This is a genomic window from Ktedonobacteraceae bacterium (assembly GCA_035653615.1).
In the GTDB taxonomy this organism is placed as follows: Bacteria; Chloroflexota; Ktedonobacteria; order Ktedonobacterales; family Ktedonobacteraceae; genus DASRBN01.
Window position 1 is genome coordinate 34,602 of record DASRBN010000024.1, and the last position, 20,624, is coordinate 55,225.

Sequence of the window (20,624 nt, forward strand, 5' to 3'; positions counted from 1 at the left end):
GAATCAAACCTGGTAAATTTTGACAACCCAAATCCGGTTTTTGTTACGATATCATGAGATTACACGCTGCATGAGGTTGCGTCAAGCGGCTGGATTGTCCATAATTTCTCCATATGATATAGCTGGAACCGTACTTCCCATGGCTCAAGGAGTCTTATGACGAATATCAGTTCAATTGTGCGCTTACTGGAACTGCTCTTGCTCATCGCCTTAATTGTGATACTGGTGACGAGAAGATTGCGCATTCCTTATACGCTCGGGCTTGTAGTCGTGGGACTGGCTGCCAGTCTCTCTGGTTTTTTCCCAGGTGTTCACCTGATGCCAGACCTGGTACTGTTCGTTTTCCTTCCTGCGCTCCTTTTCGAGGGTTCCTGGTCGATAGAAACAAAACACCTGCGCCAGAACTGGTTCCATATCTTCTTACTGGTAGGTCCTGGACTGCTGATTTCTGTAATCTTGATAGCGCTACCGCTGCACTTTTTCGGTGGCATCAATTGGTTAACGGCCCTTTTGCTGGGCGCCATTCTTTCGCCGACCGATCCCGTTGCTGTATTGGGATTGCTGCGCCAGTCGAAAGTTGACGCGAACCTCTCGTCGATCATCGAGGGAGAGAGCCTTTTGAACGATGGAGTTGCCGGGGCGCTCTACTCGATCTTTCTCGCGCTCATCCTGCTTTCAATGCAAGGTCAGTCGCTGGCAGGCTTCCAGCCCTGGCTCAACAGCTTCTTGCTGTTCCTGCTCGAAGCCGGTGGTGGCACGCTTATCGGCCTGGCCGGTGGATTTATCGTGAGCCGGCTGGTGAGGTTGATCGATGAACCGCTGATAGAGACGACAATTACCATTGTGACTGCCTATGGAATCTACCTGCTGGCCGATACGCTGCATACTTCAGGTATCCTGGCAGTTATTTTTGCCGCTCTATTGTTGGGCAGTTATGGGCGGCGTACCGGCATGGCGGAGCGCACGATAGAGGCGGTCGATAATTTCTGGAGCGTGATCGCTTTTATTGCGAATGCGCTGGTCTTCCTGCTGGTAGGCGCCGAACTCAATCCCACAAGGTTTCTTTCAAGTACATCATTGCTGCCATTGCTCGTCACGGCGGGTATAACGGTTGTGGCAGTCTTGCTATCGCGCCTGATCGTCGTCTTGATGCTGCCATCGGTAACACAACCGCTCATTCCTGAGACCTTGTGGAGCTTTCTGCCCACCTCGTGGCGCGTCGTCATCTTCTGGAGCGGCCTGCGGGGCGCTCTATCGCTGGCCCTGGTGCTGGCATTGCCCTTAAATATACCCTCATACGATATCCTGGTAACCTCGACGTATGCCGTCGTGTTATTCACCTTGCTGGTGCAGGGTTTCACCTTGCGCTTCGTTTTGAAAGGGCTGCCTTCGGTGTCGAAATAATGATTGATTAGATGAAGCCGCGGATGTAGTGGAGTTTCCTACATCCTGTCAACAGGCTCATTCAGGCTTTCAGGCTTAAAAAAAGATCATCCTATCCTGGTTGTGATATACTTGGCACTAACTGTGGATGACTTGCGCAAGCTGCTTTGATCTGGAGGATAAAGTCATCTCAATTTTCCATGATGTATTGCCACCCGGCGCAGGTGCGAACAATTCTCATAAACAAAGTTGCCGCGATACTCATACCTACCACGGAAGGATATTTCAAAAACATGACGACAGACTCAGCATCTTCCAACGCACGAGCCTATAGCAATCGCATCGGGCTGACGGCCGATTCTCCGAATTTTCCGGCAGATTGGAATTCGGTGATGGAAAAGGTGCGTATTGCCGATGAACTGGGCTACGATTCGATCTGGCTCGGCGAGTCCTGGGGCTACGAACTCTTTACCTCGATGGCCGACCTGGTGCGTGTTACGAAACGCATCAAAATCGGGGCCGGTATCGCCAATATTTACTCACGCACGCCCGCGCTGATCGCCAGCACGATTGCCACACTGGACGAGCGTTCCGGCGGTCGCATGATCCTTGGACTCGGCCCATCGGGAGCCAATGTGATCGAACACTGGCATGGCGTGCCATTCCAGAAGCCGGTGCAACGCACGCGCGAATATGTGGAGATCATTCGCATGATCCTGCGCGGCGAAAAACTGGTCTACCATGGCGAAATCTTCAATCTTGAGCGCGGTTTCAAGCTGCGTTTCACGCCTCCGCGCACGAACATTCCTATTTATATCGCGGCCATGGGGCCGAAAAATGTGGTGCAGTCGGGCGAGATTGCCGATGGCGTCCTGCCCGTCTACTGGCCCGCGAGCAAATGGGGCGCCTTGCGCGCCCAGCTTGACGAGGGAGCGCGTATCGCGGGCCGGCCACCGCACAGCGCCGCCATTGCCCCATATATCACTACTGTGATCATGAGCGAGCAAGCTGATGAAAATGAGCGCGCGACGGCTCGTACTATCGTTGCCTCACCTCTGGCCTACTATATCGGCAGGATGGGCGTCTATTACGCGCAAATGCTGGCGCGCAACGGTTTTGGAGCCGAGGTCGAAACCGTTCAAAAGGCCTGGGAGCAGGGCATGAAAAGCGCCATAGCTGCCGTTCCTGACAACCTGCTGGACGCCACCTCTATTGTTGGCACCCCGCGGGAGATTGTCACCAAACTGGATGTATGGGTGGCAGCAGGCGTGGATGAGCCAATTTTGAGTATGCCCGCTGGCACACCGGATGAGGCGGGAGAGAAATTGGCGGGGCTAATGCAGGCGCTGAAGGGGTAGGGGCCGATTTATCGGCCTCGCTTCCCACGCGCTTCAAACTCGTCCGCGTGCTTCAAACGTTTGCCTACTGATGGATGGTCGTGGAACAGGAATTCGATGATAGGCGATGGCTCGACGTCGGACAGGTTCTGGTTGGCCAGGCGCTTCATTGCTCCCTTGAATGCCTCTACCATACCGGTCGATTGCAGCGCATACTCGTCGGCCTGGTACTCAATTAAGCGGCTAATAGCGTTTCCTAGCGGCATAATGATCAGGCCATACGCGCCGAGCAGCGCCAGCAGCAGCGGTATCGTGGAAGCATCGGCCAGCGCGGGATAGTAATGCCGGGTATCGACCGCCCAGTGCAATATCAGATTCACGATGTACAGGCCGCCCAATGTCAATATCGATTGGCTGATAATGAGCTTCCAGATATCGCGATGCACGTGATGACCTAATTCGTGCGCCAGCACAACCTCGATCTCGTCCGGCGTATAGCGGTCCAGCATTGTATCGCCGATCACGATACGGCGCGTGTTGCCTAATCCCATCAAGGCGGCATTTGCGGCCGTCGTCTTGCTGCTCATATGCATGGTGAAGACGCCGCGCACGCGTGTATGGGCGCGTTCGGCCAGCGCCAGCAAGCGCTTCGACAGGTCGCCTTCAGGCAAGGGAGTAAATTTGTAGAACAGGGGCAAAATCAGTACCGGCGCGAGATTTGCCATAATCACTGTGAAGAACAGCATCACGATAGCGACCCATAACCACCAGCTAGCAGGCTGGAAAGCCAGCAGCACGTAGACCAGCTCGATTGCCAGCCCTTCCAGTACTAAGCCGAGCAGCAATCCCTTGAGCAAATCGCCCAGCCAGCCGCTCAACTTCATCGTTGAAAGCCCGTAACGGTGTGGCAAAACGAAGCCATTGTAATATGCCAGGGGAGCAGTAAGTATCTCGTAGCCCAGCATCAGGATCAGGAAGTAGGCCAGCACCTGCCAGGGGAACCAGCCCGCAACCGGCTGCCATCCTAAAGGCTGCAACAGGTCGCGCAGCCAGCTATTCAGGTTGGTGGCAAGTAAAATGATAACTCCTGCCGCACCTATCGCCATATTCACAAGCGAGAGACGGCGTCGTATCCGCGCGTATTCTTTGGCTTTTTGTTGCCGTCCCGCGTCGATTTCGATGTGTTGTTCTATTTGAATGTCCATGATTGTATTTTCCCGGTATGAAATGTGAAGAGCATGATTTGTTTGCATTTTACCACAACCGGGCCGCTGAAAAGGAATCTCTAACTCATTTCATGATGCATCATCTCATGCCCTGGTCGATTCATCATGCGCAGCATCGGTACGCCGCCGCTGCGAATAAAGCGGATGATCAGCACAGCTGCCAGGATAAGAAAGAAGATGTTCAAGAACGTTGTGTAGTTCCATTGTATCCCTTCGGTGATCGCGACAATATTGCGGTTCTGTGGTACGATGCCCAATGCTCCAAAAAGGAACTCCACAACATATCCGGCAGCGGCCATCGTCACATAGAACGTGACCAGAATATAGGCCATCACCTTCCAGCCGTAATATTTGCGATAAATGTCCAGGATGGGTAGGATGATCAAGTCCGCGAAGATGAAGCTTACCACGCCACCAAAACTAATGCCGCCGCGCCACAAAACGGCCGCCAGCGGCACGTTGCCGACGGAACAGACGAAGCTGATGATGGCGACGAGCGGCCCAACCAGCGGGCCTTCAATTTTCGCGATGGTTGGATCGTTGGAGAAGAAAAACGCGCGCCAGAAAGAATCCGGCACCCAGGCGGCTAAAGCACCGGCAATCAGCAGCCCAATCACAATATCCACCCACACAGAGGCCCAATCCATGACGAAATAGCTGCTCACGGCGGTAAAGCCCTTGCCGCTGAACAACTTTGAGAAAAAAGAGCCGCCGGACACGCTCATATCCATTGTCGCATGTCCCTCCATCCTACCCACCAGATTTTTCTCCGCTTGCGCCTTTGCTGCCTGCACAAGCTGTGGTCTTAGGGTCAAACGGAAGATGATCGAGATAAGAATCACCATGAGGATGCCGCCGATAAATTCCGCCAGCGCGAATTGCCAGCCCATTAATACGATTAAAATGATGCCAAGCTCAATAACAAGGTTGGTAGAGGCAAGTTCGAATGCCATCGACGCGGTGAAACTCGCCCCCTTTTGAAAGATGGAACGCGCCAGGGCGACGGCGGCATAGGAGCAGGAGCTTGAGGCAATGCCAAACAACGTGGCAAAGGTAAGGCACTTCGGCCCGTCGCAGCCAAGCGTCTTAGCCATTGCCTGGTGCGAAACAAGCGCCTGGATAATACCTGAGAGGGTAAAGCCAAGAATTAAAGGCCATAAGATTTCCCAGAACATGCTGAATGACATAAATAGGGCCTGGATGATGCCGTTGAGTATCTGCATAGAGGCTCCATTTCATTATTGACTCGCGAATTTGTTTTTGCTCAACATTATGATCTTCGTAAGACCCATACCCCCCTGGTAGGGGTATATGTTTAGATTGTAGGAGATATTGTCAAGAGGTTACTTACTTCTCATCTATCCGGCATTTCAGGGTACTATCGAATGAACGATATGGCTGGCATCTCAGACTCCTATTGTATAATGTCGTTATTGCTTTTGCAGCATAAGATGAGCCTGAAATATAAAGAAGGAGATTAAAGCATGAGCGAACAGATTGGTTTTATCGGATTAGGGAACATGGGTCAGCCCATGGCCCGCAACCTCTTGAAGGCCGGTTTTGAGCTGCGTGTCTATAACCGCAACCCGGCTAAAGCGGAGCCCCTGGTTGCGCAAGGAGCGCGGCAGGTTTCCCGGCCAGGTGAAGTCGTGGAGCCGGGTGGGATTGTGATTACAATGGTCGCCAATGATGCTGCTTTAGAGCAGGTTGTGCTGGGGGAGAGCGGATTGTTAGAACGACTGGGTTCAAATGGCATCCATCTCTCAATGAGTACCATATCGCCTGCTACAGCGCGAAAACTCGCGGAGCTGCATGCTAAGCACGGAAGTATATATGTCGCGGCGCCAGTTTTTGGCAGGCCGGAAGCGGCAGCGGCCCAGCAATTGTGGATCAACATCTCCGGCCCGCAAGCAGCGAAGGAACGAGCACAGCCCGTGCTGAAGGCGCTTGGGCAGGGCATCTTTGACTTTGGTGAAGACCCCGGGGCCGCCAACGTGGTGAAGCTGGCCGGCAATTTCCTGGTTGCCGCTGCTATGGAAGCAATGGCCGAAGCCCTGACGCTTGCCGAAAAGAATGGTATCGACCGTTCTCAGGTAATCGAGATGTTTGGGCAGACCATTTTCAACAGCCCCATTTATCGCAATTATGGGAAAGCCATCGCGCAAAAGCGTTATACACCGGCCGGTTTCTACCTGTCGCTGGGCCTGAAGGATGTCAGCCTCGTTTTACAAACGGCCAACGAAGCGCGGATGCCGATGCCATTTGGGAGTCTCCTGCATGATCGCTTTATGTCCTCCATCGCTAAGGGGCGAGGCGAGATGGATTGGTCGGCCCTGGCGCTAGGGGTTTCGGAAGATGCCGGTTTATCGTAGCTACCTTCCAGCATTCCCAGGCGGTCTTACACATGTAGGTTTTTAGCAAGCGGTCCAGATCAGTAGGGGTGGGACCCAGCTCGGAAGAGCTCAAAGCGAGTCCCAGCATTCCCAGGGCGGAGCAAGCGCCCCCTCCCCTACTGGTATCCGCACCATTTCGAAAGACCTGCACATGTCAAATTCCTGCCGTTATCCTATGCCCTTACAGCACGTGCGTCTCAAACAGCCGCCACTCGGGATCAAAATCGAAAGCAGCAAGCGCTCGCTCGCCTGCGGGGCCGCGGCGCAGCATGACGCGGGAATTTTTGCCATCCACCAGAATCCAGCAGTTGTGATCGACATCGTAGCGGCAATCTTGCAGCCAGGTGGTGCCGGAATTGATCTCCTGGATAACTCTTCCGCCATCTTTGTCGATGTTGACCAGCAGCGCACGGCCCCGCACCGTATCCGCGACGGTAAAGTGATTCTCGTCCAGCACGCGCACGGCATGAGGATGGTCCAGACCCTCCAATATGGTCTGCCACTCGCCGGTTTCGCGGTCGATGGCAATCACCATCCCCTGGTGGAAAAGCGAGGCCAGGAAGCGGCCGTCGGGCAGTTCCGCGGCTGAATTGATGTGCGTGGTCTGGCTCAACGTCCCATACTGGATAGCGCGATGGTCGGCGCTTTTATCGATCTTGCGGCGGCGACCACCGGGTGTGAACTCGAAGCCGTGGTCGGTCGCCCACCAGCTCCACAGCGTCTCGCCATCGCGGTTGAATTCAAGCAGCAGGTCCAGGCCGGTGCTGGCAACCAGGTAGCCACGGCGCGTGCGCGATATCGAGTGCAGCGCGTTGAACTGCGGCAAACTGACTACATTCTGGCGCAGGCCAAGGTTGGAGTCAACTTCATGCACGCTGCCAAAAGCGGTGACGAAAACACCCCTGTCCGAATCAACCATACCCGCCGCCAGCTTCAGATCAACCGTTTTTTGCGTGCAGCCCATGTCCTCGATCAGGCACAATAGCCCGCCAGGGTCTTCTTCCGGCTTCTGATAACTGCCTAAAACGGTGAGCGGGCACGAAGTATTCGAGCTTGTTTCGGTCCAATGCTTTTTGAGGACCGAATGTTTCGTTGAAATACAACTGAGTAGCAACCTCATCTGTTATCCCTTGAAACCTTTCTTCCAACAGGTGTCTTTTACACCGTTACTTTGCCAGTATCCGCGCGCATCGCCTCGTACCAGGCGAGAGCTTCATGCAATGAGACGACCGCGCCGATGACCACGACTGCCGGGGAAGTGATACCGGCTCTGATGGCGCGGTCGGCAATTGTTTCCAGCGTCCCCGTCACCACGCGCTGCTCAGGCACAGTGCCTTCCTGGATAACTGCCGCGGGGGTATCGGGATGGAGACCGCCGTTTCGCAGGCGTTCGACGATATGTGCTAGCGTGGCGACCCCCATCAGGATGACCAGTGTGCCATCCAGCTTTGCCAGCGCTTCCCAATCCACGCGCGAGAAGGTATGCGCGGCATCTTCGTGCCCGGTCACAATCGTTACCGAGGACGCGAGGTGGCGATGCGTGACCGGTATGCCCGCGTAGGCGGGTACAGCAATGGCCGAACTGACACCGGGCACAACCTCAAACGGGATACCGGCCTGCGCCAACGCCAGCGCCTCTTCACCGCCGCGCCCGAAGACGAACGGGTCGCCACCTTTCAATCGCACCACTATCTGACCCTGCTGCGCATACTGAATAAGTAGCGCATTTATCTGCTCCTGTTTCATACAGTGGTGGCCGGCCCTCTTGCCGACGTAGACGCGCTCCGCCCGCGGATGCGCCTCTTCAAGTAGTTGCGGGCTGGCCAGGCTATCATAAATCACCACATCGGCCACACGCAGGCAGCGCAACCCCTTGACGGTGATCAGATCAGGATCAGCGGGTCCCGCGCCGACGAGGTAGACTTTGCCGGGCTTGCGGGCCGATAAATCGGCCCCCGTCGCTGTATTAATTTGGATAAGTTCATCACTGGTGGACTCGATCAACCGTTCCTTACGCATATGCTCGCTCCTCTTCAAGCCCTGCCGCCAATGTCTTCGCCGGAACCTCAATGCCATATTGTTGCAAAAGAGACGAAGTGATAGCCGTCGCCTGCGCAACATCTCCTTCAACGAGTTCCTTCAACACCTCTGAAGTGTGGTAGTCATTGAAGAATTCATCGCGCTGCTCATACGAGACGCCATGCTGCCGCAAGTATGCGCGAGCCAGGGCCGCTAATTGCAGGTAGGTGCCATAGGCGGGTGGAAAGATTTCTTCCAGGTCGTGGCGAATGCGCTTAGCAAGGCTGGGGTTGGTGCCCTCAGTTGAGACGGCGATTGTCAGCGGTTCGCGGCGCAGGATCGAGGGCAGGATGAACGAGCAATAGGCAGGAACGTCTACGATATTGACCAGTTGCCCGCGTTCCTGCGTCTCATTCCAGATGTCCTGGATGAGCTGCGGATCGTTGGTCGCCGCAACGACGACCAAGGCCCCGGCCAGGTCGCCCGGCTCGTAGGCTTTATAGCGCAACGTAACACGCTTATGTTCGGCCTGCTTCAACAATTCCTCGCAGAATTGAGGAGCTATTACGCGTACTTCAGCGCCACTGGCGCTAAGCCCGGCGGCTTTTTCGGCGGCCACCCGGTCGCCACCAATGACAATGGCCAAACGGCCACGAACATCGAGCATTACAGGATAGTAGTTCGGCATTTATATTTACTCCTGGCGTGGGGCCGATAAATCGGCGATGCCCGCGATAAATCGGGGCCTACAGCACCGTAGGGGCCGATTTATCGTGCCCACCGCCGATTGATCGGCCCACCATCGATTCATCGTGCCCATCGCCGATTGATCGTGCCCACGGCATCACCATAAATTTTTCAGTCACCTGCAATCGGCTGCGCCAACGCCCTGGCCGGTACGTGTTCTTTGACGTGGTCATTGTGGGAATGTCCATTGCTGGCCGGAAGTTGCTCGCCTATCTTTGCCCGCAGGTAATCGATGCCGACGCGGTAGCAAAAATCGCCGAAAGCTTCACCCGGCAGGCGTTCATCGCGCCATAAAACCAGGAGAGGACGAATGGTTGGCGCTAAATCGTGCGTGCGTACTGAGGGCGCGTACAGGATGTTCAGGCGCGTGTTGAGCAGGTCGCCGCCGATGTACACGTTGTAGACATCCTTGGTGCGACCCACAAAGCCGATATCGCCCATAAAGGGGCGCGCGCAGCCGTTCGGGCAGCCCGTCATGCGCATACTCAGGGGCTCACCGGCCAGCCCCAACGCCTGCAAGTCCGCCTCAATTTCCCGTACCACCGCCGGCAATGCGCGCTCGGCCTCGGCCAGCGCCAATCCGCAGGTCGGCAATGCCGGGCAGGCCAGCGCCAGGCGGCGCGTGCCCACTTCAGCCGGGTTCATCGCTATGCCATATTCAGCGAGCAATGACGTGATGGGAACGCGTTGGGCCTCGGATATATCAGTCAACAGTATGTTCTGTTGAGCAGTCAGGTGAACGCCGGGACGAAATTCGGAGATAACATGGCGCAGGCCGGTGCGCAGTTGCATGGTTTCATCATCTTGAATGCGACCATTCTCAACATACAGGCCCAGGAACCAGCGTCCATCGCCCTGTTCGTGCCAGCCAAGATGATCCTCTATATCATGCCAGCTTAGCTCGCGTGGGTCCTGTACCTTGCGGCCCAGCCTGCCTTCAAGTTCCTCGCGGAACCAGGCGATGCCGCGCTCCTCAACCACATATTTCATACGCGCGTGCTTGCGGTTCTGCCGGTCACCATAATCGCGCTGGATGGTCACAATCGTCTCCGCCACTTCCAGCACTTCATCGACGGTGGCAAAGCAGAGAGGTGTAGCGAGCCGCGGATAGGTCTCGGTTTTGCCGTGCGTCATACCCATGCCGCCGCCGACCAGGACGGTGAAGCCAATTAATTGATCCTGTTCGATACAGGCGACAAGACCAATATCCTGGGTATAGACATCGATACAGTTATCGCCGGGAAAGGCAACGCCGATCTTGAATTTGCGCGGTAAATAGGTGGGGCCATAAATTGGCTCGACTACTTCATCCGCGGGTTGCTCTACCGTCTTTACCTGCTCGCCATCGACCCAGATTTCATGATAAGCACGACTGTGGGGAGCCAGGTGCATGGCAATGCGATGAGCCATCTCTGCTACTTGTTTATGGGCGCCATCATGAATAGGAGCGGGACAGGCCATGACGTTGCGGTTCACATCGCCACAGGCGGACATGGTGGATAGTAACGCCTCATTAATCGCGTGGATGGTGGCATGCACGTCTCTTTTCAGGACGCCATGCAACTGGAAGCTCTGGCGCGTGGTGATGCGCAGCGTACCGTTGCCATAGCGTCCGGCAAGTTCGTCTTCTACCAGGTACTGTTCAGCCGTCAGCACGCCACCGGGAATACGCGAGCGTACCATGAGCTGGTAGGCTTTATCCTCGCCGGGCTTGCGCGCGTGGCGGAAGTCGCGGTCTTCTTGCTGGTAAATGCCGTGGAACTTGATGAGCTGCACCTGGGCCTCGGTGAAACGCGGGCTATCCTGGGCAAGTTCTTCAGCTATCTGCCCCCGCAGATAGTTGCTCTCGCGCTTGATATGCTCAACTTTGCTTCCCTCGCCAGGACCCAGTTCGAGCAAATTCTTTGGCTTCTCTTCTTGATCAGACATTCCCGTTCCTCTCCTTGAAATGAAAGAACAGCGTCACTGCCTTCTCAGCTAATGTAGGGGAAAATGACAAAAAATACCCAGGCAAAGGATGAAAACCAGGCTTCGTTGCCTTCCCCCTATGGCATAGCCTGTTGCATCACTCCTCTTAGTAGTAAAGCACCAGGGATGTAAGAACAATGCATCACCACGCGCATGGCCAGGGCAACATGTTGACGCAGTTATGTTAAGGCATATTGTTGATGATGTTGATCAACAATATTAACTATATCCTTTACTACTATACAGTCAAAGGCAGGGAATGTCAAGTCTTTAGATGGGGTTTTGTTTCTGGCAGAAGAGAAGAAGCCCTCACCGGTTGGTGAGGGCTTCTTCCGAATACAGGTGGTTTGATTAAGCCTTCTTAAAGGTGCAGGACACTTTACCGAATTGGAGTGTATCGCCATCTTTGATAGGAGTGGGCTTATCGGGTTCCAGGCGCTTGCCGTTGACGCGCGTAGAGTTGGTGCTATTCAAGTCGGTGAGCGTGTAGGTGCTGCCGATATGCTCAAGCGTGGCGTGAATGCGCGAGACGGTATCAGACCCTTGCATAGTACTCAGGTCTACCTCTGGATCGAGGCCGCCGATATCGTGGTCGGCGCGTCCCACCATGGCGCGTTCGCCGGAAAGTCTTATCTCTTTCCCGTCGCTAAAGGTCAGGACACCCCATACGGCATTGGGATCGAATGCTGATTGGTTAGCCGGTTTTGGCACAATAGGTTTGCGAGCCGGTATGGTCTGCGATGACGGCGAGACATCCGTCTGTATTGTGGTCGGAGCCGGTTGCACCGGTTGTGGTTGCACCGGAGGCGTATAGACCGGAACAGAGGGCTTTCTGGGCGGCTGCGGCGCGGGCGGTATCTCCGGTTTAGCTGATCCCGGTATCATCGTAATCGTTGGCTTCGGCATTACCGGTGGCTCCTGCGGCGTAGGTGGCACGTATGGCTGCGGTTGTGCCGGTGGCTGCGGCGCTGGCTTAGGCGGTTGCGCCGGAGGGGTATAAACGGGCACAGGCGGTTTCTGCTGAGTTGGTGGCTGTTGCTGAGCTGGCGGAGTATATGCCGGAATGGTTGGCGCCGGCGCAGGGGTCGAAGGCAAAATGGTCGCCTGTGAAGGCGAACTCGCCTGGAACGTCGAGGCGCCGCACTTCGGGCAGAAAGCCAGTCCGGGCTTGATCTCCGCCTTACAATTTGGACACAGCGTCTTTAGTGACTTCCCACACCCGCTACAGAATGTATCTCCTTCCTCATAAGGGGTGTTGCAGCTGGGGCAGCGCAGCTTAGCAGATGTGGCAGGCAAGGCATTGACCACGTTGGAGGCGGGTGGAACATACTGCGGCACCTGGGGAGGTGGCAGGTACTGTGGTGGAGGTGGCGCCCACTGCTGCTGAAGCATGGGCATGATTTGCACCGGGACAGGTCCTAAGCGTACATTTGGGTACTGTTGATGTATCAGGCTGTCCACGGCGTTGAGTACCTGGTTGCCCAGGCTGGCCTGGCGAATGGCGCCCGCGCCCGCGGTAATCATCAGCGGCCACAGGACGGGGGCAGCGACCAGGCCAACCGCGCCCACGGCGGCTTTATCTATCCATTTTTGCTGCCCGATCATCGCCACGACGCCGCCCGAAGTGCGCTGGAGAATTACGCTCAAAGCTGCCTGAAGACCGATCAGGGCCTCCAGGTCGCCGCCTTTCTTCAACTGTACCATTACCTGGTTTCCACCGCCGATCTGCTGCACCTGGTAGCCCTGGATGCGGTACATATTTTCAAGATCATTGGCGAGCCGTTCAATATCTATTTCTTCGCTATTGTAAAACCTGGCATCCATTCTTCTCTCTCCTTCAGACTTGTTTTGCTTGCTTTATGATACATTTTTCAAGCCGCTTATATGATTGCCGCGAGCATCTGGTAACGTACACAGCAAACCGTCACAGCATTAACAATTCTTCGCCTTCATTTACGATTGTCGACGCTTAAGGTTGGAGGAATATTTGTCCCACGTGAAGAGTATATCATGTGATCGATGCCGCTGCTTAAAGATACACTGTCCGTTCGCGTTTAAAATCGTAGAGCGCAACTATCTTGCGTTGCGCTCTATGACAGAGGGCGATTGCCTCGCGTCGAGCGTCATCCAGGCACGTATAAATGCAGGTAATATCGAGGTAGCAATAGTTTGTTTGTGGGTTGATCCAGGTGCCGAGCCAACAATTTTTCTCCTTGAAAAAGTCGGCGTTCTTATGAATGAATGCCGTCACTTCTCCGGCAAGATTCGCATCCGGTGGCAAGATCACCGTCCGATCAGGATATTTCGGTAGTCCCCACGCTTCGACAAACGAGAGGAATTGATACGTATCCGGGCTGGAGGTCGTTCCACCGTGTTCCAGCGTGGCAATACAGACCTCCAGCACATAGCGTTCAAAGTAATAGTGTTCCAGGAACTGGTGAGATTCCTCGCGCCACTCCAGAGCGGAGCAAGAGTCGCCCCTACTATACTGGCTCGATTTCAACATATTCAACCTACCTGTACAGTTACGAAGTGATAGCCGGTTCCACCGCCGGGTACGGTGCCTGTTTTCTTGCTCGTTTGAACCGCTCCGGTGCCGTCGGTCGAACGCGCAACGAGCTTGTAGCGGCCTGGAAGCAGCGGCGTCCACTCCCAGGTCCATAGCACCCACGTGTCCTGGGAAAGCGGCGGGTCAAGCTTCGCTGAATTCCATGATGTACCACCATCGACACTGACCTCTACCTTTGAGATGCCCCGATTCCCCGCGAAGGCGATGCCGCCGATTTGAATACGGGAACTGAATGGGATATGGCCAAAGGGACGGTCAATGCGCGTGATGGTGTGCAATGGCCCATTGTACCATCCCTGATCTGAGTAGAGGCCGCCCACGAAATGATCGGTTAATTCGACACGTGTGAGCCACTTCGGATTTTCCTCGCCATAGCGGCCAGGGATCAAGACACGCAGCGGATAGCCATGGCGCATTGGCAGCTCCACGCCGTTCATACGCCAGGCCAGAATCGGATCGACGGCGAGTACTTCGTCGAGTGGCAGGCTCACGGTATAGCCATCGACGCCATAAAAGGCGATATAACGGGCGCCAGGTTGCGCGCCGCCATGTTTTTCCAGCAATGTTTGCAGCCTTATACCCTGCCAGATAGCGGTGCTGATGAGATGCCCGCCGACACCGCTCGCGATACATTCAAGCGTGATGGCCCGCGAGACGGAGGGCAGGCTCTGGATTTCCTCGTATGTGTATGTTCCAGCCTGCCCGACAAGCCCTCCTACTTCCAACCGCCAGATAGTGATATCAACTGTGGGGTCGATGGCATTCTGGGTGACAACGTAGTGCTCATTGCTAGGAGTAATGGGAGCGGTGAAACCATTTATAGGAAATGTTTCCGAACCATCATAGGCAGCATAATTATTCAGATATGCCTTCACTATTGCCCCCGCGCCTGCTGCCGCACCAATACCCAGGGCTGCTACGCCTGCACGGGCAAGAAATTGCCGCCGCCCGCGTGATATCGCTGTATTATTGTCAAACTGTTGTTCAGGCAACAGAATGTAACAGATGAGACAAAGGGCAAGGCTATAGATGCTGAAATCGGCCAGCAGGCCAATCGCCGTAACCACCCTGGCCCATTCTAAAGGTAAACCAATAAAGCTTTGTGCAATCTCGCCCCAGAATAGAATGATACCAACTGCAGTCATCGCAAGCGCCAGAAACGCAGCTGCCAGCCATGCACGCCGCGAGGGTCGGTTATTTGACGCCGGTACTCTCGCATGTACAAATGCGGCGTAGGGCAGTCCAAACGCTGTTCCGAGAGCGATCATACCCAGCAAGGTCAGACCGAGCGGGATGGTTTTAGAATGTGGGCTGAATTCCAGCAGAAGATTGACGAATTGGTAAACGGTCAGTTGCTTAAGGACGTGATCGCCTAAAAGCTCTACAGGCGTTGGCACGCCGGCAGCTAGACGTAATATGCCCATCAATATTACAGCCAGCAAAGATGCTATCAAACCGGCCGCTAATGCTGCAAGACTCGAAGCCAGCAAGTATTTTATACTATGTGGCCTGTCCAGGGGCTGTTTTTCATCAATGCCCTTTTTGTGTTGAATGGTTCGCACGTTGTAGTCCTTTCATTATCAGCCACCAGCGCCTGTCTAGATTCGCAACCGCGATCATGGCGGCAACAGCCAGCCCTATCACTACCGGCCAGTAGACGAATTTATAATAAGGAGTCCAATCGGGCACCGGGTGAGGGCGTCCAGGTATGCCCTTAAAAAAGTAGCCATAGATGGAACTGAGCGTAAAAAACCAAACTACGATAATTGCCAACCTTCTACCCACCAGCATTTTATGCTTCCAGAGCGGGCCGATCAGCACCGGCACCCAGAGCAGGAGCGTGGTGGCGTACCAGGAAAATACATGGGACGAAATCGAGAGAATAATCCCGAACAGTAGGAAAGTAGCGGCTTCCATGCTGATACGATCAGATAAACGCAATACAAAAACGAGCAGCGATACAGCATCTACGAGCAGAATACCGGTAATATGTTCGAGAGAAATGATGGATGCAAGAGGCAGGTGGTAGCGCGCGCCCCACCAGCTCACAAATTGTTGTACGATGCCGGCATTTTCTCCCTGCTGGTTGGCATAGGTGGCAAAATAGCCCATCACCTGTCCATGACCCAGGATAAAATAGGGCAGGTAGCCGAGTACAATCGTGACACAACAGGTAATGAAGATGGGGGAATGGTAGCGCATGAGGCCGCGAATGATTTGCCAGAATATTTGCCGGGGATGATTCGGGGCCGGTTTATCGGCCTTTTGCCGCGTCGTTTCATCAAAGCCCCCGCGGATTACCGATAGGGATGGTGCGAGGGCGACGAGTAACAGAATGGGATAAATTTTGGTGAGCGTTGCCACGCCGATCAGGAAACCGGTCAGCAGCCGCCCGCGCAAGCTGGTATTGGTCGCGGCGAGTACAGCCAGAATGGTGAACGTCAGGGTAATCACATCAACATGCCCCTCGACGGCAAATTCGATGATCGGCAACGGGCACCAGGCATAGAGTAGCACGCGGCGCTGATCTAGCCCCTTGCGACCGAGCAAGATAACTAGCGCGATACAGGTGACCATATCAAACACAAGAAAAATGCCCTTGAGGAAGAATAAGTTCGGTCCCCTCAGCAGGTAACTCAGCAGGAAGATTGCTTGTGCGCCGGGTGGATAAATGGTGGGCGAGGTGCGAAAACGGCTGTTGGCGAAGAGTATGGAGTTGTGCAACGGCGCCAGGACTTTCGCAACGGGAGCATAGACATAGGGACTGTAGCCGTGCAGCGTTACCAGCGCATCCCACAGATAACGCCAGGAGTCATGAGATAGCCCCGGTGGTAAGCGCAGTAGCATAGCGCGAAATACAAGCGCAGCTACAAGGATAGTGCCGATTTCGACCCGGTGCCAGCGTCCCGTCACTGGCCTGGTTAGCAGCACGAAAATGCACGCTGCTAAATATGGAACATAGCTGAGTATTTCGACATGCAGAAATGGTAAGACATCATAATCATTGGACGGTGCCGCACCAATCAGCAAAATATAGATGATGACCGAGAGTAAAAATAACGCACAGAATACCAGCAGGCGCCACCAGGGATAAACAAGCATCACAGCCCTGGCCTTTATCTGTACGCCTCTCTGCTCGTACAATATTCGCATGAATCAACCTGAGCCTTTCCAGTCTTTCATACCTTCTGCACGAAGATGGACAGTACATATTTACAAAGCTGGACAGTGCTTCGCCGGGCGGTGAAATGTCCAGCTTTGTAAATATCCCTCCCTTTTCCCCGTGATAGGGAACATAGACATGGGCAAACAAGTATATCCTCTTGTTGGTCTTAGAGTTAGAAGGAGAAAAGAGCGTGTATGATGACCGATAAGATTGCTATTGTCATACCGGCGCTGAATGAAGAAGATGCCCTGCTCCAATTGCTGGCAGAGTTCCCCAGGGATTTCGCCTCGTGGGTGATCGTAGTGGACAATGGCAGCACAGACGCGACCGCCGCCGTAGCGCGAAGCGCGGGGGCGATTGTTGCCTGCGAACCGGTACGTGGCTATGGGAGAGCATGCTTGAAAGGCTTCAAGACGGCGTGCAGCCTGGGGGCTGAGATCGTTATTTTCATGGATGGGGATGGCAGCGACGACCCTGCTGATCTACCCAGGATGCTGGCACCGGTCAGTAATTTTCAGGCGGATTTTGTCATCGGCTCGCGCACCGGCAAATACTCTGAACGAGGCGCGGTGCCTCTCCAGGCTCGAATAGGCAACTGGCTGGTGAGCCGCATGATCCAGATATTGTACGGCGTGCGTCTTCACGATATCGGATCTTTTCGCGTATTGCGCTGCTCAATGCTCGCTGCTCTAGCTATGAGCGAGATGACCTTTGGCTGGCCTGTCGAAATGCTGGTCAAGGCTGCGCGTGCGCGTTATCGAATTGTAGAATTGCCCATTCACTACCGTCGCCGCAGTCATGGCCGCTCGAAAGTTGCCGGGACGATCACCGGCAGTATCAAGACGGGATATTTTATGCTAAGCACTACGCTGCGCTACGCAAGAATGAGAGATATCTATGCCTGATACCGCACTTGTAATCATGGCTCGTTATCCGCAGGTCAGTACAACAAAAACACGCTTAGCTCGCGCGATTGGTAATGAAGCAGCCATCCTGCTGTACAAGGCATTTCTTACCGACCTAGCTTATAAATTTGCGGGACACAATGCCGACCTCTACTGGGCATATACGCCATCCAGGGTAGATTACGCCGATTTTATGGCATCCCTGGCGCCATCGCTCGCGCAATACATGCATTATTTTGCCCAGCAGGGAGCCGATCTTGGTGAGCGCCTGTTAGATGCCTTTCAACACATGTACGAGTTGGGCTATAAACGCACCATCGTCATCGGTTCGGATTCGCCACATATTCAACAGGATATTCTTGCGGCAGCATGCCAGGAACTCAATGAAGCTGATGTTGTGCTGGGCCCGGCGGATGACGGCGGCTACTATTTGATTGCCATGTGCCAACCATATGATGTCTTTCGCGGCATCCTCATGAGTACGAGCAGGGTGGCGCGGATGACCATCGAGCTGGCACGGAGCCAGGGTCTGAAGGTCTCAACGCTGGAAACACTCTTTGATATTGATGAATTGCCAGACCTGGAGCGCCTGGAACAATTGCTGAGAGCCGATAGTTCGCCTGCTCCGGCAACCGCTGTCCTGTTATCAAAAGGTATTCACAAGGGATTAACGGGCGACCATAAGGATCTGACATGGGTAGGTTTTTGAGAAATAGGAGTTTGTATGACAACGACAACCGAAGTTAAGCTGCCGCGTTCGATCTATATTGAGCCGACCAGCCGCTGCAATGAGTTGTGCCAGCAATGCCCGCGTACATTGCTCTCGCGGGAAGATGATCGCGACCTGAGCTTCGACGATTTCCGCTCTATCGTCGATCAGTTCCCGGTTTTAGAGCGCGTTGTCTTGCACGGCCTTGGCGAACCGCTACTCAACAAAGATCTAGCGCGTATGATCAGTTATCTCAAAGCGCGCGGAACCTACGTGCTTTTCAACTCCAACGGCATTGCTCTAACTGCTAAACGCGGCCAGCAATTGATCGATGCCGGACTGGACGAGTATCGCCTCTCGATGGATGGCGCGACACGCGAAACCTATGCTCGTGTGCGTGGTGTAGATGCTTTCGATAAAATCTGGCGCAACATCCGCGCTTTCATTACTATGCAAAATGAACAAAATGCTGGCAAACCTGCGGTCTCGCTCTGGTTCACGGCCATGAAAGAGAACCTGCACGAACTACCGAGCTTGATCGACCTGGCGTACGAGAATGGTATACGCGAGGTCTACATGCAGCGTCTCGTCTACTTCGAGCACGGACTGGCCAGTTCCAGACAGGCCTTATTTCGTCGCGCCACGCGCGAAGAACTGGATTTGATTCGACACTGCGAGCAGGCATGCAAGGAACGGGGTATCGCTTTCAACGCCGCAGGCTCTGCCACACCGGTCGAGAGCCTCATACGGGATTTTGGGGATCGTCCCTGGTCTGGCTGCCGGCGTCCCTATACGCTGACCTACATTACGTCGAGCGGGAACGTCCTCTCATGCTGTTTCGCTCCATTCGGCCACAGAAGCGCCAGGGAGTACAAAGAGGAGCGCGTACTGGGCAACATTTTCCAGGAGCCAATCGAGGCCATCTGGCACGGCGAACGCTACCGGGCATTCCGCGAAGCTTTCGAGAGCGACCACCCGGCGAGACATTGCTCGCAGTGCGGGTTGAACTGGAGCTACTAGCTATTTTCCTCTTTCCATCCTCCAAAAAAGAATACCTACATGACCGAACTTGACAGAAAACGCTGTCACTTGTATAATGTTCTAGAACAAACTTTCGAATCGATAGCAGGATAGGAGCTAGAGATGAGCGAATATACCAACGGAAACGGACGTGAAGAGCAGCGCAGTCGCGCATTCAACCCGAACGAGCATGTCATTCAACTGAAGAGTAAAAACGGCAGTTCCGATTACCTGCCCGTGCAGTGGCGCTTAGTCTGGTTCCGCGAGCAATGCCCGGAAGGAACCATCGAAACTGAATTAGTACATCTCGACCTCGACCGCGAAACCGAGGAAGAGGGGTATGCCTGGAACAGCGAGACGCGCCGCAGTGAAAAAATCACGAAACGTGCAACTGGTATCGCTGTTTTCCGGGCTACGGTGAAAGATGGCAAGGGTGGGGTCGCAACCGGCACGAAATCCGAGAAAGCGGCTAGCTTCCCCGATTTCATCGAGAAGGCTGAAACCGGCGCGATTGGCCGTGCTCTCGCCGCGCTCGGTTATGGCACGCAGTTCGCGCCAGAGCTGAATGAGGAGCATCGTATCGTAGACGCCCCCGTAGAGCGGTCCTCGTATACACCGGCAACATATGAAAATAGCGGCTACGGCAATGGCAATGCGCGCAAGCCCCTGTCTTCGGTCAGACCAGCTGCGCTAAACGGCAACGGGGATACTGAAGAGAAAGCCACCAGCGCCAGCGCAACCGCTACGGAGCAGCAGCTGGCGAGTATCCGCAAATTATGCCAGCACCTGGGCAAGCCCGAACCCGAAGACCCGGAAAATATGAGCTATCTCAGCGCCAAAGAGTTGATTTCTCAGCTGAGCGCCGAGTACAGGCAGAGTCGGAAGGCTTCGTAGCGGTTTCAATGTTTCAATCCCCAAACGAGTTCAGGAAAGAGGCTGGCTCCTGCCGCTTCCCGCGTGGGAACAATATAGTAGGTGAACCATAAAAGGTCAAAGTATAAATGCATTAGGGAGTAAACGCAATGACTTTAGCAGAGCTTGACAGGGCTTGTGAATTATTGCAGAGAAAGGCTTGCCCTAAGAGATAAGATAGGCATAACAAAACTCAACTTATCTCAAGGAGAAGCCTCTCATGTATTGTATCGCACGTCGCTGTGTCCTTCCTTCTCTGACGACAGAGCA

17 protein-coding genes are annotated in these 20,624 nt (G+C 54.4%); 7 read left to right on the forward strand and 10 right to left on the reverse strand.

Annotated elements, in window-relative coordinates; translation table 11 throughout:
- Nucleotides 1–156 precede the first annotated feature (156 nt).
- Together VFA09_12580 and VFA09_12585 are read left to right on the forward strand one after the other, a co-directional pair.
- The gene (locus VFA09_12580; GenBank protein HZU68105.1) at nucleotides 157–1,404 is read left to right on the forward strand and encodes a cation:proton antiporter; all 1,248 of its coding nucleotides are present in this window, start codon (nucleotides 157–159) and stop codon (nucleotides 1,402–1,404) included.
- 272 nt (nucleotides 1,405–1,676) lie between these two features.
- Nucleotides 1,677–2,741 carry an LLM class flavin-dependent oxidoreductase gene (locus VFA09_12585; GenBank protein HZU68106.1) on the forward strand — a complete coding sequence of 355 codons (1,065 nt, stop codon included), beginning with the start codon at nucleotides 1,677–1,679 and terminating at the stop codon, nucleotides 2,739–2,741.
- 8 nt (nucleotides 2,742–2,749) lie between these two features.
- Here VFA09_12585 and VFA09_12590 read toward each other — a convergent pair whose 3' ends face one another.
- Nucleotides 2,750–3,925, reverse strand: a complete 1,176-nt coding sequence (locus tag VFA09_12590; GenBank protein HZU68107.1) for a M48 family metallopeptidase — start codon at nucleotides 3,923–3,925, stop codon at nucleotides 2,750–2,752.
- Between the two features lie 80 nt (nucleotides 3,926–4,005).
- Complete coding sequence (locus VFA09_12595) at nucleotides 4,006–5,169, reverse strand: permease (GenBank protein HZU68108.1); 1,164 nt, start codon at nucleotides 5,167–5,169, stop codon at nucleotides 4,006–4,008.
- Between the two features lie 261 nt (nucleotides 5,170–5,430).
- On the opposite strand from VFA09_12595, the gene VFA09_12600 reads away from it, so the two are divergent.
- Nucleotides 5,431–6,318, forward strand: coding sequence for an NAD(P)-dependent oxidoreductase (locus tag VFA09_12600; protein ID HZU68109.1), 888 nt, complete (start codon nucleotides 5,431–5,433; stop codon nucleotides 6,316–6,318).
- 202 nt (nucleotides 6,319–6,520) lie between these two features.
- Here the strand turns inward: VFA09_12600 and VFA09_12605 are convergent, their stop codons facing one another.
- The 8 genes from VFA09_12605 to VFA09_12640 form a co-directional block, all read right to left on the reverse strand.
- A complete protein-coding gene (locus VFA09_12605; GenBank protein HZU68110.1) occupies nucleotides 6,521–7,459 on the reverse strand; it encodes a hypothetical protein in 939 nt (312 codons plus the stop codon).
- A gap of 38 nt (nucleotides 7,460–7,497) precedes the next feature.
- Nucleotides 7,498–8,358: a uroporphyrinogen-III C-methyltransferase gene (gene cobA / locus VFA09_12610; protein HZU68111.1), complete on the reverse strand. Its 861-nt coding sequence runs from the start codon at nucleotides 8,356–8,358 to the stop codon at nucleotides 7,498–7,500.
- Nucleotides 8,351–9,046, reverse strand: a complete 696-nt coding sequence (locus VFA09_12615; protein ID HZU68112.1) for a bifunctional precorrin-2 dehydrogenase/sirohydrochlorin ferrochelatase — start codon at nucleotides 9,044–9,046, stop codon at nucleotides 8,351–8,353. The genes cobA and VFA09_12615 overlap by 8 nt, the downstream gene beginning before the upstream one ends.
- A gap of 170 nt (nucleotides 9,047–9,216) precedes the next feature.
- The gene (locus tag VFA09_12620) at nucleotides 9,217–11,034 is read right to left on the reverse strand and encodes an NADPH-dependent assimilatory sulfite reductase hemoprotein subunit (protein HZU68113.1); all 1,818 of its coding nucleotides are present in this window, start codon (nucleotides 11,032–11,034) and stop codon (nucleotides 9,217–9,219) included.
- 390 nt (nucleotides 11,035–11,424) lie between these two features.
- Nucleotides 11,425–12,897 (reverse strand): FHA domain-containing protein, encoded by a 1,473-nt coding sequence (locus tag VFA09_12625; protein HZU68114.1) that lies wholly within the window; start codon nucleotides 12,895–12,897, stop codon nucleotides 11,425–11,427.
- 205 nt (nucleotides 12,898–13,102) lie between these two features.
- Nucleotides 13,103–13,579, reverse strand: coding sequence for a hypothetical protein (locus VFA09_12630; GenBank protein ID HZU68115.1), 477 nt, complete (start codon nucleotides 13,577–13,579; stop codon nucleotides 13,103–13,105).
- Between the two features lie 2 nt (nucleotides 13,580–13,581).
- Complete coding sequence (locus VFA09_12635) at nucleotides 13,582–15,204, reverse strand: molybdopterin-dependent oxidoreductase (GenBank protein ID HZU68116.1); 1,623 nt, start codon at nucleotides 15,202–15,204, stop codon at nucleotides 13,582–13,584.
- A complete protein-coding gene (locus tag VFA09_12640) occupies nucleotides 15,173–16,795 on the reverse strand; it encodes a glycosyltransferase 87 family protein (protein HZU68117.1) in 1,623 nt (540 codons plus the stop codon). Before VFA09_12640 ends, VFA09_12635 begins: the two co-directional genes overlap by 32 nt.
- Nucleotides 16,796–17,002: 207 nt before the next feature.
- On the opposite strand from VFA09_12640, the gene VFA09_12645 reads away from it, so the two are divergent.
- The 4 genes from VFA09_12645 to VFA09_12660 all read left to right on the forward strand — a co-directional run bounded on the left by VFA09_12645 (nucleotide 17,003) and on the right by VFA09_12660 (nucleotide 20,336).
- Nucleotides 17,003–17,713: a glycosyltransferase family 2 protein gene (locus VFA09_12645; protein HZU68118.1), complete on the forward strand. Its 711-nt coding sequence runs from the start codon at nucleotides 17,003–17,005 to the stop codon at nucleotides 17,711–17,713.
- Nucleotides 17,706–18,422: a TIGR04282 family arsenosugar biosynthesis glycosyltransferase gene (locus VFA09_12650; protein ID HZU68119.1), complete on the forward strand. Its 717-nt coding sequence runs from the start codon at nucleotides 17,706–17,708 to the stop codon at nucleotides 18,420–18,422. Before VFA09_12645 ends, VFA09_12650 begins: the two co-directional genes overlap by 8 nt.
- Nucleotides 18,423–18,437: 15 nt before the next feature.
- Nucleotides 18,438–19,442 (forward strand): radical SAM protein, encoded by a 1,005-nt coding sequence (locus tag VFA09_12655; protein ID HZU68120.1) that lies wholly within the window; start codon nucleotides 18,438–18,440, stop codon nucleotides 19,440–19,442.
- Between the two features lie 123 nt (nucleotides 19,443–19,565).
- Nucleotides 19,566–20,336: a hypothetical protein gene (locus tag VFA09_12660; GenBank protein ID HZU68121.1), complete on the forward strand. Its 771-nt coding sequence runs from the start codon at nucleotides 19,566–19,568 to the stop codon at nucleotides 20,334–20,336.
- Nucleotides 20,337–20,624 lie beyond the last annotated feature (288 nt).

Bases quoted from the DNA above. Each gene is read 5' to 3' on its own strand.
- VFA09_12600 (HZU68109.1), top strand. From the start codon at position 5,431: ATGAGCGAACAGATTGGTTTTATCGGATTAGGGAACATGGGTCAGCCC.
- VFA09_12630 (HZU68115.1), bottom strand. From the start codon at position 13,579: ATGTTGAAATCGAGCCAGTATAGTAGGGGCGACTCTTGCTCCGCTCTG.
- VFA09_12625 (HZU68114.1), bottom strand. From the start codon at position 12,897: ATGGATGCCAGGTTTTACAATAGCGAAGAAATAGATATTGAACGGCTC.
- VFA09_12640 (HZU68117.1), bottom strand. From the start codon at position 16,795: ATGCGAATATTGTACGAGCAGAGAGGCGTACAGATAAAGGCCAGGGCT.
- VFA09_12605 (HZU68110.1), bottom strand. From the start codon at position 7,459: ATGAGGTTGCTACTCAGTTGTATTTCAACGAAACATTCGGTCCTCAAA.
- VFA09_12590 (HZU68107.1), bottom strand. From the start codon at position 3,925: ATGGACATTCAAATAGAACAACACATCGAAATCGACGCGGGACGGCAA.
- cobA (HZU68111.1), bottom strand. From the start codon at position 8,358: ATGCGTAAGGAACGGTTGATCGAGTCCACCAGTGATGAACTTATCCAA.
- VFA09_12580 (HZU68105.1), top strand. From the start codon at position 157: ATGACGAATATCAGTTCAATTGTGCGCTTACTGGAACTGCTCTTGCTC.
- VFA09_12620 (HZU68113.1), bottom strand. From the start codon at position 11,034: ATGTCTGATCAAGAAGAGAAGCCAAAGAATTTGCTCGAACTGGGTCCT.
- VFA09_12615 (HZU68112.1), bottom strand. From the start codon at position 9,046: ATGCCGAACTACTATCCTGTAATGCTCGATGTTCGTGGCCGTTTGGCC.
- VFA09_12595 (HZU68108.1), bottom strand. From the start codon at position 5,169: ATGCAGATACTCAACGGCATCATCCAGGCCCTATTTATGTCATTCAGC.
- VFA09_12650 (HZU68119.1), top strand. From the start codon at position 17,706: ATGCCTGATACCGCACTTGTAATCATGGCTCGTTATCCGCAGGTCAGT.
- VFA09_12645 (HZU68118.1), top strand. From the start codon at position 17,003: ATGATGACCGATAAGATTGCTATTGTCATACCGGCGCTGAATGAAGAA.
- VFA09_12655 (HZU68120.1), top strand. From the start codon at position 18,438: ATGACAACGACAACCGAAGTTAAGCTGCCGCGTTCGATCTATATTGAG.
- VFA09_12660 (HZU68121.1), top strand. From the start codon at position 19,566: ATGAGCGAATATACCAACGGAAACGGACGTGAAGAGCAGCGCAGTCGC.
- VFA09_12585 (HZU68106.1), top strand. From the start codon at position 1,677: ATGACGACAGACTCAGCATCTTCCAACGCACGAGCCTATAGCAATCGC.